Origin of the sequence: Xenorhabdus yunnanensis (genome assembly GCF_028598805.1) — a bacterium.
In the GTDB taxonomy this organism is placed as follows: domain Bacteria; phylum Pseudomonadota; class Gammaproteobacteria; order Enterobacterales; family Enterobacteriaceae; genus Xenorhabdus; species Xenorhabdus yunnanensis.
This window is the reverse complement of the sequence record NZ_JAQRFI010000003.1, coordinates 98,693-114,786: the sequence shown is the minus strand read 5'-3', so window position 1 is coordinate 114,786 and position 16,094 is coordinate 98,693. Positions and strand designations below refer to the sequence as shown.

General features: G+C 46.5%; 16 protein-coding genes. 3 read left to right on the top strand and 13 right to left on the bottom strand.

All coding sequences use genetic code 11. The features are described from left to right. Positions 1-46: 46 nt before the first annotated feature. The 13 genes from PSI23_RS02270 to PSI23_RS02210 all read right to left on the bottom strand — a co-directional run bounded on the left by PSI23_RS02270 (position 47) and on the right by PSI23_RS02210 (position 12,439). The gene (locus PSI23_RS02270) at positions 47-1,579 is read right to left on the bottom strand and encodes a cobyric acid synthase (RefSeq protein ID WP_273553541.1); all 1,533 of its coding nucleotides are present in this window, start codon (positions 1,577-1,579) and stop codon (positions 47-49) included. 105 nt (positions 1,580-1,684) lie between these two features. Then, a complete protein-coding gene (locus PSI23_RS02265) occupies positions 1,685-2,527 on the bottom strand; it encodes a cobalt-factor II C(20)-methyltransferase (RefSeq protein ID WP_273553540.1) in 843 nt (280 codons plus the stop codon). Continuing rightward, a complete protein-coding gene (gene cbiK, locus PSI23_RS02260; protein WP_273553539.1) occupies positions 2,524-3,315 on the bottom strand; it encodes a sirohydrochlorin cobaltochelatase in 792 nt (263 codons plus the stop codon). The genes PSI23_RS02265 and cbiK overlap by 4 nt, the downstream gene beginning before the upstream one ends. Before the next feature lie 41 nt (positions 3,316-3,356). Next, entirely contained in the window at positions 3,357-4,136 is a 780-nt protein-coding gene (locus PSI23_RS02255) for a cobalt-precorrin-6A reductase (protein ID WP_273553538.1), read from the bottom strand. Next, positions 4,133-4,858 carry a precorrin-3B C(17)-methyltransferase gene (locus tag PSI23_RS02250; protein ID WP_273553537.1) on the bottom strand — a complete coding sequence of 242 codons (726 nt, stop codon included), beginning with the start codon at positions 4,856-4,858 and terminating at the stop codon, positions 4,133-4,135. The genes PSI23_RS02255 and PSI23_RS02250 overlap by 4 nt, the downstream gene beginning before the upstream one ends. Next, complete coding sequence (gene cbiG, locus PSI23_RS02245) at positions 4,852-5,937, bottom strand: cobalt-precorrin 5A hydrolase (protein WP_273553605.1); 1,086 nt, start codon at positions 5,935-5,937, stop codon at positions 4,852-4,854. The genes PSI23_RS02250 and cbiG overlap by 7 nt, the downstream gene beginning before the upstream one ends. A gap of 106 nt (positions 5,938-6,043) precedes the next feature. Further along, the gene (locus PSI23_RS02240) at positions 6,044-6,877 is read right to left on the bottom strand and encodes a cobalt-precorrin-4 methyltransferase (protein WP_273553536.1); all 834 of its coding nucleotides are present in this window, start codon (positions 6,875-6,877) and stop codon (positions 6,044-6,046) included. Continuing rightward, on the bottom strand, positions 6,870-7,484 hold the full coding sequence (locus PSI23_RS02235) for a decarboxylating cobalt-precorrin-6B (C(15))-methyltransferase (RefSeq protein ID WP_273553535.1): 615 nt from the start codon (positions 7,482-7,484) through the stop codon (positions 6,870-6,872). Before PSI23_RS02235 ends, PSI23_RS02240 begins: the two co-directional genes overlap by 8 nt. 14 nt (positions 7,485-7,498) lie before the next feature. Continuing rightward, entirely contained in the window at positions 7,499-8,140 is a 642-nt protein-coding gene (locus tag PSI23_RS02230; RefSeq protein ID WP_273553534.1) for a cobalt-precorrin-7 (C(5))-methyltransferase, read from the bottom strand. Further along, positions 8,137-9,303: a cobalt-precorrin-5B (C(1))-methyltransferase CbiD gene (gene cbiD / locus PSI23_RS02225; RefSeq protein ID WP_273553604.1), complete on the bottom strand. Its 1,167-nt coding sequence runs from the start codon at positions 9,301-9,303 to the stop codon at positions 8,137-8,139. Before cbiD ends, PSI23_RS02230 begins: the two co-directional genes overlap by 4 nt. Positions 9,304-9,344: 41 nt before the next feature. Further along, the gene (locus PSI23_RS02220) at positions 9,345-9,992 is read right to left on the bottom strand and encodes a cobalt-precorrin-8 methylmutase (protein ID WP_273553533.1); all 648 of its coding nucleotides are present in this window, start codon (positions 9,990-9,992) and stop codon (positions 9,345-9,347) included. A gap of 12 nt (positions 9,993-10,004) precedes the next feature. Further along, complete coding sequence (gene cbiB, locus PSI23_RS02215; RefSeq protein ID WP_273553532.1) at positions 10,005-11,003, bottom strand: adenosylcobinamide-phosphate synthase CbiB; 999 nt, start codon at positions 11,001-11,003, stop codon at positions 10,005-10,007. After that, positions 11,000-12,439 (bottom strand): cobyrinic acid a,c-diamide synthase CobB, encoded by a 1,440-nt coding sequence (locus PSI23_RS02210; protein WP_273553531.1) that lies wholly within the window; start codon positions 12,437-12,439, stop codon positions 11,000-11,002. Before PSI23_RS02210 ends, cbiB begins: the two co-directional genes overlap by 4 nt. A gap of 792 nt (positions 12,440-13,231) precedes the next feature. Between PSI23_RS02210 and cobA the strand changes: the two genes are divergently transcribed. Genes cobA through PSI23_RS02195 form a run of 3 tightly spaced genes read left to right on the top strand, consistent with a single transcriptional unit; the run spans position 13,232 to position 15,913 of the window. Continuing rightward, the gene (gene cobA, locus PSI23_RS02205; protein WP_273553530.1) at positions 13,232-13,987 is read left to right on the top strand and encodes a uroporphyrinogen-III C-methyltransferase; all 756 of its coding nucleotides are present in this window, start codon (positions 13,232-13,234) and stop codon (positions 13,985-13,987) included. Next, a complete protein-coding gene (gene cobD, locus PSI23_RS02200; RefSeq protein WP_273553529.1) occupies positions 13,987-15,060 on the top strand; it encodes a threonine-phosphate decarboxylase CobD in 1,074 nt (357 codons plus the stop codon). The genes cobA and cobD overlap by 1 nt, the downstream gene beginning before the upstream one ends. Next, positions 15,053-15,913, top strand: a complete 861-nt coding sequence (locus tag PSI23_RS02195) for a GHMP family kinase ATP-binding protein (RefSeq protein WP_273553528.1) — start codon at positions 15,053-15,055, stop codon at positions 15,911-15,913. The genes cobD and PSI23_RS02195 overlap by 8 nt, the downstream gene beginning before the upstream one ends. Positions 15,914-16,094 lie beyond the last annotated feature (181 nt).

Below are 16,094 nucleotides of genomic sequence, written 5' to 3'. Positions count from 1 at the left end.
TGCCCTATTTTATCTGAATTTCCTCTTGTAAATTTGCGATAAATCATTATTTATGTTCATTCATTAATTGATAAATCCGTGGGATATCCAGATGCTCGCGCATACTAGCAGCCAATATATTGAACTGTTTTTCTTTGTGCTGGACGTAATTAAAGGCAACATTTTCCAGTGGAACGCAGCCTTTTCTTATATGCAATTGATTTAATAGTGGGCGAGTGAACGCGTTTTGATCAAACAAACCATGCAAGTAGCTTCCCATCACCAAGCCATCCTGCGCAACAGCACCATCAAACCAGATTTTTTCCTCGCCATTATGCAAATGCATTTTGGCAAAAGGCGCTGCTTGCTTACCAAGCTGCGTGGTTCCCATGTGAATCTCATAACCTGCGATCGGTTGTTCACTGCATAATTTCAACATGCCTGATAACGCAGGCATCACGATACCTCTAACTTGTGCAGTCTGCTTTTCACTGGCAAATTCTGTTTCAGTATCCAATAACCCCAAGCCTGTCATTTGAGTTAAGCCGGATTCCACTTCATCCACAATCTGCTTGCCCAACATTTGATAGCCACCACAGATCCCGATAATCGGTACGCTTTCCTGACAGGCTTTGATAATGGCCTGATCAATACCTTGAGCTTTCAACCATGCCAAATCTCCCAAAGTATTCTTGCTGCCGGGAAGAATAATCAGATCAACGCCTTGAAGTTCAGAAGGTTCAGAGACATAACGCAGATGCACATCCGGTTGAGCCGCCAGTACATTGAAGTCGGTGAAATTGGCGATATGAGGGTATTGGATGACAGCAATATTCAGGCAATCTTCTGTTTTTTGTTTCCGCCGATCATATTTGCCCACCTGCAAGGCGACGCTATCTTCATCTTCCAGATCAAGATCCAGCCACGGCAAAACTCCCAATATCGGTACTTGTGTCAGAGCTTCGATCTGATCGATACCGGATTGCAATAAAGATATATCACCGCGAAATTTATTGATGATAACGCCCTTGATCCGGGCTTTTTCCTCAGGTTTAAGCAAAGCCAATGTACCGTAGATGGCTGCGAACACACCACCACGATCAATATCTGCCACCAGAATTACGGGCGTATCCACCAATTCGGCCATACCCATATTGACGATATCGCGATCACGCAGATTGATCTCAGCCGGACTGCCCGCTCCTTCTAATACCATGATATCCGTTTCTGCTGCCAACCCGTTATATGCCATCAAAATCTGTTGCAGCAATTGGGGCTTATATTCGTGATATTCCACCGCATTCATGCTGCACATCACTTTCCCCATAAAAATCACTTGTGCCTTGCGATCGCTGGTGGGTTTCAACAATACAGGATTCATGCGCACATCCGGCGCAATTCCCGCCGCTTCCGCCTGAAATATCTGTGCTCGCCCCATCTCTTTACCATCTGCGGTAATCCCTGAATTAAGCGCCATATTCTGGGATTTAAAGGGAGTACAACGATAACCGTCCTGCGAAAATATTCGACAAAACCCCGCTACCAGCACACTTTTGCCTACATCAGACGCCGTCCCCTGAACCATCAGCGATAATGTCATTGTGTATTCTCCCTTATTTCGTGGTTGCTTGTTTTTGATAGATCAAATTTATGTCGTGACTGGAAATAATGATCCTTTTTATTTCGTCAGTTTCTGCTGCATAACTCACCTCAATAATTGCCAGTTTTTATTAATCAAAATCGTGGAAAAATACGATAATTCCTGCTCCCGGCCTTTTTCGTTGAGGGATTGCATATCTTCTCCAAGGAGTGGCATCTCTTTTTTAAGCAGTGGAATATCTTTTTTAAGCAATGGAATATCTTTTTTAAGCAATGGAATAGTAAGATCGCGCCAACATTGCTCTGTCGGTAAAGTGGCATCTGCCATCATTAGTGCATGTTCCAATAGATTGTGTCGATGCAACAGGTCACGTATCAGGGGAAAACGCGAATAAACTTTCATCAGGACAATACAGTCGTGATTGAGCAATGCTTGCTCTAAGACGGCTTCAGAAGCGGTACAGGAAATAACCGCCAAGGTTTGGTTTTCCATTGCCAGTGGCATCATGCTGACGGCGGAAATAGCAGAAAATGAGGTGATTCCCGGCACAATTTCCAACCATGAAGGAGGGTTCATTTGTTTCGATACCATCCGTTCCAAAAGAAATACCCACGTGCTGAACAGCATGGGATCGCCCAACGTGATAAAACCAACTTTTCTGCCGCTGATAACGTCCTCTTTCAGGGTTTGTGCCACTTCATCCCATACCGCTTTTTTTGCTGCCATACCGGCTTTCATTAAAAAATGGTAAGTACAGACTTCGGTTTTCGGTGAAAGATATTCTTCAATAATGGAGTGGGCGAGGCTTTGGGCACCTTTTTTCCCCGTTGGGGTATAGACCACATCAAGCCCAGAAAGAATACGCGCAGCCCGTACAGTAATCAGGTCACTGGCTCCGGGGCCAACACCCATGACATACAGTTTTCCTGTTTTTGCTTTTCCGTTCATTCGGCTTTCTCCTCATCATTCAGCGCGTAAGCAAGGTGGTCGACAAACATCTGCCGAATCATCGGGTTTTCCCCCAATCCCTGTAACCAGGGGATTGCGACAATTCCCGCCTTCTCCAACTGTGATTTCCAAGAATCTTCTTCATTTGAGGCCATATCATTGGTGGCATGATCGCCAGCTACTAACATCAATGGCATCAGATAAACTTTGCGGATCTTCTGCTCTTTTAATCCCTTGATGATCAGGGGAAGTTCAGGATAGCTTTCAACCGCTCCTACCCGCGCCGGAAAATGGTAGTGACTCATCAGGTGATCCAGACAGGCATAGGCAGAAAAAGCAGGGTGTGTTGTACCGTGTCCCATAAAGACGACACATTCACTCTCCGCCAGCCGGGGAAGCTGGTGGCGCAGCGCCCGCATCAATTGCAGGTAGTCATTAAAGTCGCTGAGTAACGGGGCGCCCAACACCAATCGTTTAAAGCGGGGGCGGAATTTCTCAACTTCACGCAGCACCTTTTCATACTCATCGCCATTAATGATATGCAGGCATTGAACAGCGACATCGTTATAACCCGCGTGCTGCAATCTGGTCAGCGCATCATGGGGAGTATCAATGTGAATATCATCACGCTGACGCAATTTTCGAATGATCATGCCAGAGGTAAATGCCCGAAATAGTTCCCTGTCCGGAAAAACTGATGCCAATTGCTGCTCACAAGCTTCAATATTGTTCTTGCGTGTTTCGGGATAGCTGGTGCCGAAACTTATCACCAATAATGCTTTTTTCATTTCGCTCTTCCTTATTGGTCTATTTATTGGCCTGCTGGCCTTCAAACATTCGCCAATAACTGTGCCACTGCTTCCAACCCATCGACTTGCGTGATCCCCTCACCTTCAAATTGCTCCCTTGGACGACAAAGTACGATGCAGGGCAAACTGAGAGAAAGGCATGGCTCGATTTTTTCCTTGAAACCGCCCTGTTCACCTGATTCTTTGGTAATCACGACCTCCGCCTGACAAAATTGGTAAAATGCCCGATTGAAATCGGCACTGAATGGGCCTTTCAGGGCAAAAATCTGATCGACTGACAAACCACAGGATTCACACATCGCCAACACTTCCGTTGTCGGCAATACACGAGCCAGCACGGTTTTTCCTTTCAGGTAGGTGACATAATCAGCCAATTGCTTACTGCCAGTCGTCAGCAAAATGCGTGTCCCCAAATTGGCTGCTACTTCACACGCCTGTTCAATGGTTGCTACTTTATGGATGAGGGGATGTTCAACGGCATCAATATCACTGGGACGGAGATAACGAATGAGAGGCACTCCCAATGTTTGGCAAGCGCTGACAATGTTTTGACTCAAGCGTTCGGCATAAGGATGAGACGCATCAATTACCATTCTCACCCCCTGATTTTGCAGGTATTCGATCATGCCTTCGGCCTCCATCCTGCCAATGACAATTTCACCGCGAATACCCATTGCCTGCTGTGCTCCCGTTGGGGTAGCCACTGACAAGCAATAATCTATGCCGGCAATATCCATCATTACGCAAATTTGGCGGGCATCGCTTGTGCCACCAAAAATTTGGATCAGTGGCCGTTTCATAGCTTGTACCCTCTCGGCGTGATCATCAGCCCATCACGTATGTAGGTTGACTGATTGCCCACAATCACCAGACTGCGCATATCAACACGGGAAAAATCCATTGCCGCAAAAGTCGTCAGCCATTTATCCTCATGTTTGCGCCCCGCCGCTTTCACCACCCCCACGGGGGTTTCCGCCGATTTCCACGGAGCCATCAGAGAAAATGCCCGTGCCAAATGTTCTTCCCGCCCACGGCTACGAGGATTGTAGAAACAGACCACAAAATCAGCTTCCGCCGCAGCCTGTACCCGTTTTTCAATCACCTCCCACGGGGTGAGTAAATCACTCAGGCTGATATGACAAAAATCATGCATCAAAGGCGCACCAAGCAAGGTAGCGCAAGCCGTACTTGCCGTGACACCTGCCACCAGCCGAACTTCCACATTGCGCTTTTGCTGGCTGACCAATTCCAAAATCAAGCCAGCCATGCCATAAATGCCCGCATCGCCGCTACAAACCACCGCCACATTTTTGCCCTGCTCTGCCAGCTCGATGGCTATCTGACAGCGTTCAATTTCTTTGCACATGCCGGTTTTGATAATTTCTTTATCGCCTACCAGCGGTTTCACCAAATGGGTATAAGTTTTGTAACCCACTACGATGTCAGCCGCTTTCAATGCTGCAATCGCTTCCTGCGTCATCATGGCTTCGCTGCCGGGGCCAATTCCAATGACAGTTAACATGGATGCAATACTCCTAATGTGATGGTGATGCCCTGCTCACGCAGGGTATGTCCAACCAAGTGCCCTTGACTCATCAGCCAAGCCACAGGTTGGGAGACACAGCCTATGCCCACTGTTTTTCGGACAAATTCAGAGGCCGGAAATGCTTGTTCACACTGGGCAAGCTGATTAACAGAGAAGATTTGAAATGGAATTCGGCGTTTTTCTGCCAATTGGATTAACGCTGGTTCGGCTTTTTTCAATTCGATACTGCCAACGGCTTTTAGCGCCAAAGGCTCAAGACCGTATTCCATCAGATGGCGATCCAATAATTCAGCGAGCCGCTCGGCTTCCACTCCGCGCCGGCAACCAATTCCTGCAACAATACGGCGAGGAATTAATTTAAAAGTGGGAATTGCCAATGCCAGATTGATCCGTTCATAACTGACGTATACCAGAGCATCCAGCTCAGGCCGATCATCCAGAGCATCAACGGGAATGAACCCGCGCGTGTCGTAGCGATCTTTTTCGCAACGCAAGGAGGGATGCCACCAAATTCCCACTCGCTTACCATTGACCAGCATTTGATTGACGGTTTTGACACTGGCACGGAAATTCTCCATTTCTCCGTCAATTTGTTGTGATAACAGATCCAGTGCTGCAACTTGGTTAACATCTGTCGCAGTAGTGATCACCGCCTGACCATCAAGAATATCGGCGATCTGTTGTGCCAGCTTATTCGCGCCTCCCATATGCCCTGACAGTAGGCTGATGGCAAACTGTCCTTTTTCATCCAGCACCACAACCGCCGGATCGGTCATTTTGTCCTTGAGCAGAGGAGCAATAACCCGAATGGCAATCCCCGTCGCACCAATCATGATCAACGCGCCGTATTGAATGAATGCCTTGCGTACCGTACTGGCAAAGCCATCTTCAAAAGCCATGAATCCGCTGTCCGCATCCAAAAATTCACTCTCCAGCAATTCAGGAGAAGTGAAGCAATCCATCGCCAAGTGGGATTGCAAGCGACGAGCCAGCGCTATGCCTCCTTCTGTCAGACAAAATAAAGCATATTCTTTATTCACTATTGGTATATTCAGGGCCGGTATATTCAGAGCTGATTTATTCAAGGCCGATTTATTTAAAATGGCTTTTTTAGCTGTAGTTCTAGTTCTGCCAACAGCAGTTCTGGCAAAAGTAAATGTGCTAGGCGCTACGGTATTCATGGCTGAACCTCGCATCGTACAATTTCGAGTAGTGATACTCTTCCCCAAGAAACGCCCCCACCAGAATCAAGGCAGTTTTACGAATTCCAGCACTGCGTACCTGTTCAGCAATCGTCTCCAATGTCCCCCGCACAATCTGGCAATCCGGCCATGTTGCCTTGTAAACCACGGCAACAGGTGTTTGCGGCTCATATCCTCCCTGAATCAACCGCGCAACAACCTGCGAAATGTTCTGTACCGAAAGGAAAATCGCCATTGAAGTCTGGTGGGCGGCAAAGGCTTCCAACGTTTCCCGTGGCGGCATTGGCGTCCGGCCTTCCATGCGGGTGATAATCAAACTTTGTGCAACTTCGGGCACGGTGTACTCCACCCCCAACTGCGCAGCAGCGCCAAGAAACGAACTCACTCCCGGCACAGAGACAAAACCAATGTCATGATTTGCCAGCTCTTCAGCCTGTTCACGAATGGAGCCAAACAGCGATAAATCCCCCGTTTGCAGGCGAACCACCAACTTGCCCGCTTTTACACCATTCACCATCAATGCCGTGATTTCCGATAACGTCAGCCTTGCACTGTCATGGCATTCGGTATCTGCGCGGCAATACGTCAGCAACTCCCGATTAATCAGCGAACCGGCATAAATCACCACTTGAGCCTGCTGCAACAATTGATAACCTTTCAAGGTAATCAGGCTCTTATCCCCCGGACCTGCACCAACAAACCAGACTTTTGCAGTATCAAAACTGGCTTTATCAATTTGTTCAGAATCAACCTGTTCAAAATCAATCTGTTTAGAATTAACGTGTTCAGACATTATCCTGCTCCTCTTGCCAATGCCTCTCTTGCCAAAGTTCTTCTTGTTCAGAATCTTTCTGGCAGGACAGCAAATAAGTGGGATTGTTGGGTTTGAAATAATGCCCTTGGCCTAATGCCGTCAGTTTTCCCACCTGAATTTCCTGCCCATCCAGCGCAGCTACCTGACAGGATTTCAGATGCGACAATGCTTGTGTGAAGTTTTCCAGCAAGATAAAAGTCATCACCAAACGCCCGCCTGAATTCAGGTGTACCAGCGCCCAATCAATAATTTCCGTCAGATTCCCACCAGTTCCGCCAATGAAAATGGCATCTGCGGTGTTGTCCAATAGCACGGGAGCAACTCCAGACTGGATGCGAATGCTATAGCAGCCAAAATGCCGAACATTCTCCGTAAGCAGTAGCAACGCTTCCTCTTTGCGTTCAATGGCGAGGATATCCAATGTGGGATAGCGTAATGCCGCTTCAATACTGACGCTGCCAGTACCCGCCCCAACATCAATAAAGCGGCTGGCTTTTTCCAGCTCCAACCGTTCCAATGCCAGCACTCTAACCACTTCTTTGGTCATTGGGATGCGATGACCACGCAAAAACAGTTCATCTTTCATTCGATTACCACCGTTCAAGCATTCAAGATAACGACTACATTCAGGCCATAATCAATGTCACCGCGTTGAATGACCTGTTCTGCATTCAGACAAATAATTTGCTCATGTTCCTGAGATAAATTTTCACCAATCACCATGCGGCGCTGCTGCCCTCGCGCCAGAATTTCTTGCGCAATCTGGTAAGGGCCAATGACGTCATCCGTTACCATGGCGATTTTTTCGTGTTGCAACAGCCAGTCAAAATCCGGTTTGCGCCCGTGGCTGCTGGTGAGGTAAATGTCGTTCATATCCAGCAAAATACGGGCACACAGATATTGGATCGAACTGATGCCAGAGATAATGCGAATGTTTTGTCTGTAGGAGTTTTGTCTGCCAGCACTCTGCCCAGAGAAGTGCTCGGTAATTCGCTTGCCAATGCCATAAAAGAGAGGATCACCCGAAGCCAGCACAACAATCTGCCGATGCTGATTCTGTTCGAGCCACTGCATCAATCCATCCATATCCGCATTCAAACAGCGGGTTTCACCACTGAAATGGGGAAACCCGGCAAGATGACGTTTTCCACCCACTAACATTTCTGCCTGTCTGATAGCATCCAGCGCAGCCAACGTTTGGTTTGCAGCGGCTCCGGGGCCAATACCAACAACGGTGATCATCGGCAATCCTCCCCAAAATCCTTCACAATCTCGTCCACAGGCCGATTGCAGCCCAATACTTGGTTATCAAAGGAGAACAGAATGGCGTCACATTGTGGTTTACCACTGGCAAAGCGCAACATCTGGTCGATACGCCAACAGATTTTCTGGGCAATTTGTTGGTATACCCCCTGCCAACCCTGTTCAGCTATCAATTCAATGGCGGCTTCGGTGGTATCACATTGATCCACCGCCTGAATCAGTTCAAAAGGTGCTCCCATCAAGGCCAGATTGGCGATCAACGTTTCCATGCGACCATCGGCAATATGACTGTGGGTATGAAAAATACCGGCGGCGATTTTCACCAACTTGCCGACATGCCCTACCAGCACTACATGACGGAATTCCAAACGCACCGCTTCTTGCAACATATAACCGACGAAATTGCTCATCGTGACAACACAGTTCGCATCAATGCCCAACTGTTGACTGACAAAACGTTCACCATGATTGCCCGGCACAAAAATAACGCGATCCAACCCGCTGGCACGTTTGGCCTCTAATTCAAGCGCCAGAGAACGTTTCCAGCTCTCTTCCGACATTGGCGTTACAATGCCTGTCGTGCCGATAATCGAAATCCCGCCTTTAATCCCCAATCTGTCGTTATAGGTTTTCTTCGCTCGTTCCTCGCCTTCTGGTGCAAAAATGACAATATCAGCCCCACGATGCGGGCCAATCACCTCCCGCACCGTTTCCTCAATGGTATGCCGTGGGGTTTTATTGATAGCAGCCCAACCAATAGACAAACCGACCCCCACTCGCGTTACCCTGCCAATACCTTCGCCGCCATCCAGTGTGATCACCCCGCTGTCATTGAGGGAAACACGGGAAAAAATCAGCATTCCATGGGTTGCATCCACATCATCGCCACCATCTTTACGGATAGCCGCAACCGCCTGCTGTCCTTCAATCAAGGGTTGCTCGACATTCAAGGCCAATGTGACACCAGAGGGTGTGACAATCGAAACCTGATGAATAATCTGCTGGCGCAAGATCATCAACGCAGCGACCCGAGCGGCAGCGGTAGCACAAGATCCGGTTGTATAACCCTTGCGATATTGCTTACCCCTGTGCCAAACCGTTCCGAGGCCATCGGCTTGTTTATCGCTGACTTGTTTATTGATGACTTGTTTATCATCAATAACTTGCTGATCACGGATTTCACTCACGCTTCACCTCCGGCATCCGATGGCATCCGGTAAAGAATGGCGTTGATAATGGCGGCTGCAATATTGCTGCCGCCCTTGCGTCCCTTTGCTGCAATGCAACTTAATCCGCTATTGATAAGGGCATGCTTTGATTCCTCCGCGCCAACAAAACCGACGGGGACACCGACTACGGCAATCGATGCAGATTGATGTTCCATCAAGCGAAACAGCGCGGTCGGGGCATTGCCAAAGACAAAGATCTTCTCCCCTGATTCTTGCAGGGCCAGATCAACGGCTGCCATTGAACGCGTGATTTGCTGTGTTTTTGCCATTTGAATGGTGCGTGGATCGCTGATATAACAACGACATTCGCTGCCGTACTGAGCCAGGCGGGTTTTATTGATACCAGACAACGCCATTGTCGTATCGGTATATAACGTGCAGCCACGCAAAATACCGTCACGAATGAGGCGAAAAACATCAGGGGAAAAATAGAGAATATCCAACCAATCAAAATCGGCAGTGGTATGGATCACCCGTTTGATCACCGCTTCTTGATCCGCATCTACAAAACGATAATCAGGACGCGATTCGAAAATAAGTCGGCTGATGATGTCGAAACTATTTCTTTCAATCTGTTGGGGCTGTTGGATGTAATTGCTCATGCTATTTTCTCCTTATACCGTCACACTGACCAGGCTATTCATCAAACTGACCAAGCTATCTATCACGCTCAAGCTGTGCAGCAGCGCAAACAGCAGCAGCGCCATCACTGATGCCACCATCATCATTTGAGTAGATTGTGGAATATCGTCAGGTGTGACCTCGCGTCTCGCATCACCAATCCACGGCTTTTCAACGCGCTGGTTAAAATAAACATTCGGCCCGCCAAGACGAATGCCCAATGCCCCCGCTATAGTAGCTTCCGACCAGCCGCTGTTGGGACTACTGTGTTGATAACGATCACGCCAGCCAATACGTAGCGCCTGTCGAAAATCCAACCCCTGCCATTTCGCAGCCATTGCCAGCAGAAGCCAGCCCAAACGTGCAGGCAGCCAATTCGCCATATCATCCATACGTGCCGAAAACATCCCCAGCGCCCGATAACGGGGGGTTTTATAGCCAACCATTGAATCGAGGGTATTGACTGCTTTATAGGCCATAGCAAGTGGAGCACCACCAAGCATTAAGAAGAACAACGGTGCAATCACACCATCCACACTGTTTTCTGCCACGGTTTCAATAGTGGCTCGGCTGATCTGTGGTACTTGCAATTGAGAGGTTTCCCGCCCGACAATTTTGGAAAGTTGTTCACGACTGGCTAACAAATCCCCCTGCCGCAAGGCTTGATAAACCGCATTTGCCGCCTCACTCAAACTACGTCCTGCCAGTACGGTATAAATCAGCCAAATCTCAACCAAACATCCTGACCAGAACGCCAGACTATAGGCCAATTGCAAAACCCAATAGCTCGCCAGCCAGACGCTTCCCACTACTACCAGCCATAACAGTACACCGCCCCATTTCAAGTCGGTTTCGGTTTGGCAAATCCGACGGATAAACTGTTCAGTTTGATTGATAAGCCGTCCCATCCAGCGCACGGGGTGCGGCCAGTGAGGAGGATCACCCAATTTCATATCCAGAATAAAAGCCGCAAACCACAGTAAGACTGTCATAACAGCCTCCGTGCCATCATCAGCCAGCGATGAAGCAAACCGGGGCGTTGGGCAAGATGAATATGTAGATAGCCCGCCAGCGTATTGCCATTCTGGTAGCCGCCCAGCCAGTTTTTCTGCGCTTTTTTTCGTGTTCCTTTTGGTGTTAGGACATCACACCATTTGACACATTGAAAAACGGGCGGCTGAGTCGTAATAAAATCCGAGTAGTGAAATTCATGCCCACGCAGCGTTTCCCCTTTCGCCACTAAAGAGGTATCGCACATTGCCGTGGCTTCGCAGTAACCAAAGCGTTGCAAGTGATCCCCCATCTGACTTTCACCGGCAATCAATCCCACCATGTTATGCCGCACGCCATCTGCATCAGTCAGGGCATCGCCTAGGTACATCAGACCACCGCATTCCGCATAAATGGGAATGCCTTTTTGATGTGCCCGACGTAATGCTTCATGCATGGCGTAATTGGAAGATAAAGTCTGAGCATAGATTTCAGGATATCCTCCACCCAGATAGATCATCTGGCATGCGGGTAACTGGTGATCATGCAGGGGACTGAAACGCTTGATCGTCACACCTGCTTTTTCCAATAACAGCAAGTTATCGGGATAATAGAAATGGAATGCTTCATCTTCTGCCAAAGCCAACGTCAAACCTTGCCCCAGCGCGGGATCGACAAGGGAATCGATATTTCCTTTTGGCAAAGAAGATAGCTGAGTCAATGCCAGCAATTTATCCAAATCCACCGAGGCTTCAATCTGCTGAGCAAGATAAGACCAGCATTCATCGTGGCGAGCATTTTCATTGTGTTGGCTGCCTTTATCATGCTGACGGCTTTGTTCTTGCGCCGGGATCAGCCCAAGATGGCGGGAAGGAAGCGCAATATCAGGCATTACAGGGATTCGCCCCAAAACAGGAATACCGCAATAATGTTCAATCGCCTGTTTCAATAACTGAAAATGACTATCCCGATTGACACGATTTATCAGTACTCCCACAATATTGACCGCCGGATCAAATTGCTGAAACCCCATCACCGTAGCTGCAATCGAGGTAGAAACCGCCTTACCATCTACCAATAAAACCACCGGACAACCAAGCTGCTTTGCCATCGCCGCGCTACTGCAATAGTTGGGGTTCGTACCATAGCCATCATATAACCCCATAACGCCTTCAATAACCGCAATATCTTGATTGGTCATGGCTTGGTTAAACAAACCATTCAGAATGGATTCGGGGAGCATAAAAGCATCAAGATTATGTGAAGCAACACCCGTCACAGCACGATGCCAGCCGCCATCCAGATAATCAGGCCCGATTTTAAACGGCTGTACCCGCAGTGAACGGTTCATCAAGGCTCGCATGATACCCAACGCAACTGTTGTCTTCCCACATCCGCTGCCTGTACCTGCAATGACAAAAGCATATTTCTGTTGCATGTGCTTGCCTCAAAATATTTAAACCCTGCATTGGTGTTCAATTGACATTAGCGTTAAACCAGTATTGATATTAAAAACTAAAACTAATGTTCTCATTCATTGATATTTATCAAACAAAAGGCTTTTAATTCTTTTTTGATAAATCAATTAATATTTCACGAACAATATAGATATCAATGGTTTCTTTATTTTTCAATAAATTAAACCTTATGATAAAAAATCATTATCACGAAATTAATTACATTTAAAAAATAGAAAATGGATTTATTTAAAAATACACATTTTTCATGTTTATAAAAACATCCATGATTACTTTTGTGATCTTGTTCATGATTCTTAAGTTATAAAACATATTTTTATAATAAAGAAAATAAAAATTAACACACAACCACAAATTGATCAATTAACCATGCTAATTTAACTTGTTGAATTTAAATAAAAACAACAAAATAAAGAGTCTTCCATTAATAAAATGAAAAAATATTCCTGTTAGTGAATATTTTCAATAGAAAATAAAATCCATTGTTAAAATAATTAAAATTTAAAAATACGAACATTGATATAAATCAAATTATCCAACACCATATTGAAGTAATAATTATCTAAAACTTCAGCTTGAAATTACATCGCTCATAAATGCAAGAAAAAGAACATCAAAAAAAACAATTAACTAAAACATAAGACAGAATAGGCAAGCCTTTATAATAAATAAAATCCCGTCTTAGTTATCAGGATGAAAATGTTTTTCCATTTCTTTAATTATTTATATTTTAAACCCATAGAGGTAATCCAATGAATAAAGGCAATGTGTGGTTAGTGGGAGCCGGCCCCGGTGATGCTGGTTTAATCACGGTCAAAGGACTGCATTGTATTCAATTTGCAGATGTTATTGTTCATGACCGTCTCGTCAACCCTGAACTCATTGCTCAAGTACCTGATCATTGTGAAATCATTAATGTTGGGAAAGAACATGATTATCATCCCATCCCACAAGAAGAGATTAATCAGATTCTGGTAAAACATGCACTGGCGGGAAAACAGGTTGTTCGCCTGAAAGGCGGTGATCCCTATGTCTTTGGTCGCGGAGGAGAGGAAGCGGAAGTACTAGCAGAACATAGCATCAAATTTGAAGTCGTTCCGGGGATCAGTTCCTCAATTGGTGGCTTGGCCTATGCCGGCATTCCTGTCACTCACCGCAGTTACGCATCAAGTTTCCATGTTGTAACAGGGCATACGTCTCAGGGCAATGAGCAACAGAACTGGGAAATACTCGCCCAGTTGGAAGGAACATTGATTATTCTGATGGGAATGACCCGCCTGATGGAGATCTGCCAACAACTGATGCTATATGGCAAATCCCCCGCAACATCTGCGGCGGTGATCATGTACGCCAGTCAGCCCAAACAAAAGAGCGTCATAGGCACACTGGAAACTCTGGCTGCAAAAGCGGAAGAACAGAATCTGCATGCACCAGCGTTGATTGTGATTGGTGAGGTGGTTAATCTGGGAACAACCCTCTCCTTTCTTTCCACTGATGGAGCAATTTAATGAGTGAGCATGGTGGCAATATCCTTGGCGTTGCTGAGCAATATGGTCTTCCCGCTAATACGCTTATTGATTTCAGCGCCAATATCAATCCGCTGGGCGCACCAGAACGGGTTAAGGCGTTGATCAAAAATAGTCTTGCCGATATCGAAAAGTATCCAGATGTGGAATATCGTCATTTACATCAGGCGATCGCAAAAGCTCATCAATGCGATTATGCGGCAGTGATGGCGGGCAACGGCGCAACAGAACTGATCTATGCCGTCACTCGTTATCTCCATCCCAAACGAGCCTTACTGTTTACCCCAGGTTTTGCCGAATATCGGCGAGCCTTGCAGCAAGTTGGCACTGAAATCATCGATTATCCATTAACAGAAGAAACCGGATTTCAGCCGGATTTACGCTTGTTAGATGCGCTATCTACAATCCAACCCGATTGCGTTTTTATAGCCACTCCCAATAATCCCACCGGATTAATGCCAGACAGCCAATTTATGCAATCACTGGTGGAATATTGTGAGAAACAAGGGATCTGGCTGATTGTCGATGAATCTTTTATTGATTTTCTACCTGATAACCAAGGGTTGATTCCCCAAGTTGCTATCACTAACCATCTTTATATACTGCGTTCAATGACAAAATTTTTCGCCATCCCGGGATTACGTTTGGGCTATTTAGTCAGCGGAAATACAGCGGGGGTTGCCGAGATGAAAAATCGGCGTGAACCGTGGTCAATCAACGCCTTTGCTGCTCAGGTTGGTGAGATTTTATTTGATGAGCATGATTATATTGCTGCTACACATCAATGGCTGAAATCACAGCAGCATTACCTATGGACTCAGCTTTCAGCTTTCCCTGAACTGACTGTCTGGCCGCCATCGGCTAATTTTCTGTTCTTCCGCTGCCATAAACCCGATGTTGATTTATGGCATTCCCTGCTTAAACATCAGTTGTTAATTCGCCATTGTAAGAACTATGCAGGATTGGGCGAACGTTACTATCGCGTAGCCGTACGCAGTGAATGGGAAAATCAGTGCCTGATCGCAGCCATGCAGCAGGTTATTGCCTATGGCTGAAGCCTCTTGCCCCGCTTCTTGCGGAGAACTTTTGCAAGGATGGCTGTTTGGTGGAGAAAAATTAATCTCCTGCCCAATTAATTGGTTCAGTTGTGTTTCTGTCAGTGAAGGCGTTCCCATACCACATGAACGCCCACGTATGCGCCAGATGGTAAATTTACTGCTGGGTTACTGGCAAGAACCTCCCGAATCGACTTCTGGCTTGCGCATTGAGTATCAATCTACAATTCCCCTCGCCAAAGGCATGGCCAGCAGTACAGCGGATATTGCTGCTACCGCGCAAGCCACCGCCAGATTATTAGGGAAATCATTGAGCAGCGCAGAGCTGGCACGACTTTGTGTCAAACTGGAACCCACTGACAGCACAGTATTCGAATCATTAACCTTGTTTGATCATCTCACCGCCCAAACCCAAATTCCTTTCGATTGGCAACCGGATATCGATATTTTGCTACTGGAAAGCCCACAAACCATTTTGACGGAAGAATATCATCAGCAGGATCGCCAATCACAATTGCAAGATAACGCTTCTTTATTACAACAAGCCTGGTTGCAATTTAATACAGCAAATCAGCGGTATGATAATTACCGTCTTGGAGAAGCCTGTACATTAAGCGCCATCGCCAACCAATCGATATTACCAAAACCCTGTTTTGATCAACTGAGGGATTTGGTTGAGCAGACAGACATTTATGGCCTGAACGTTGCCCATAGTGGCAGTGTTGTTGGCCTGTTATTCAATTCACACCACCATGACGTAAATTACCTGTACTGGCAGCTGCTCCAAAAGAAGATTTCTGAGCATTATCCGAAAATCCATCAGGTCAAACTGATTACGGGTGGTGTTCGCTGAAATCGCTGAAATCGCTGAAATAAAATTGAGAAGTGAATCTATCTCTCATTACATAGCTAATCCGAAAGATAACAAGCAAAAATTACGTTATCCTCTCCATATCTTCACATTTTTCTTATGCTAAATAATATAATTTGAACAACGAATTAAATTCTATGGAAAATACCACACCTACACCCGC

Excerpts from the sequence above, each read along its gene's own strand:
- cobA (WP_273553530.1), top strand. The coding sequence starts at position 13,232 with ATGAATAAAGGCAATGTGTGGTTAGTGGGAGCCGGCCCCGGTGATGCT.
- PSI23_RS02210 (WP_273553531.1), bottom strand. The coding sequence starts at position 12,439 with ATGCAACAGAAATATGCTTTTGTCATTGCAGGTACAGGCAGCGGATGT.
- PSI23_RS02250 (WP_273553537.1), bottom strand. The coding sequence starts at position 4,858 with ATGTTAACTGTCATTGGAATTGGCCCCGGCAGCGAAGCCATGATGACG.
- PSI23_RS02195 (WP_273553528.1), top strand. The coding sequence starts at position 15,053 with ATGGCTGAAGCCTCTTGCCCCGCTTCTTGCGGAGAACTTTTGCAAGGA.
- PSI23_RS02220 (WP_273553533.1), bottom strand. The coding sequence starts at position 9,992 with ATGAGCAATTACATCCAACAGCCCCAACAGATTGAAAGAAATAGTTTC.
- PSI23_RS02235 (WP_273553535.1), bottom strand. The coding sequence starts at position 7,484 with ATGAAAGATGAACTGTTTTTGCGTGGTCATCGCATCCCAATGACCAAA.
- cbiB (WP_273553532.1), bottom strand. The coding sequence starts at position 11,003 with ATGACAGTCTTACTGTGGTTTGCGGCTTTTATTCTGGATATGAAATTG.
- PSI23_RS02265 (WP_273553540.1), bottom strand. The coding sequence starts at position 2,527 with ATGAACGGAAAAGCAAAAACAGGAAAACTGTATGTCATGGGTGTTGGC.
- PSI23_RS02270 (WP_273553541.1), bottom strand. The coding sequence starts at position 1,579 with ATGACATTATCGCTGATGGTTCAGGGGACGGCGTCTGATGTAGGCAAA.
- PSI23_RS02230 (WP_273553534.1), bottom strand. The coding sequence starts at position 8,140 with ATGATCACCGTTGTTGGTATTGGCCCCGGAGCCGCTGCAAACCAAACG.
- cbiK (WP_273553539.1), bottom strand. The coding sequence starts at position 3,315 with ATGAAAAAAGCATTATTGGTGATAAGTTTCGGCACCAGCTATCCCGAA.
- PSI23_RS02255 (WP_273553538.1), bottom strand. The coding sequence starts at position 4,136 with ATGAAACGGCCACTGATCCAAATTTTTGGTGGCACAAGCGATGCCCGC.
- cobD (WP_273553529.1), top strand. The coding sequence starts at position 13,987 with ATGAGTGAGCATGGTGGCAATATCCTTGGCGTTGCTGAGCAATATGGT.
- PSI23_RS02240 (WP_273553536.1), bottom strand. The coding sequence starts at position 6,877 with ATGTCTGAACACGTTAATTCTAAACAGATTGATTTTGAACAGGTTGAT.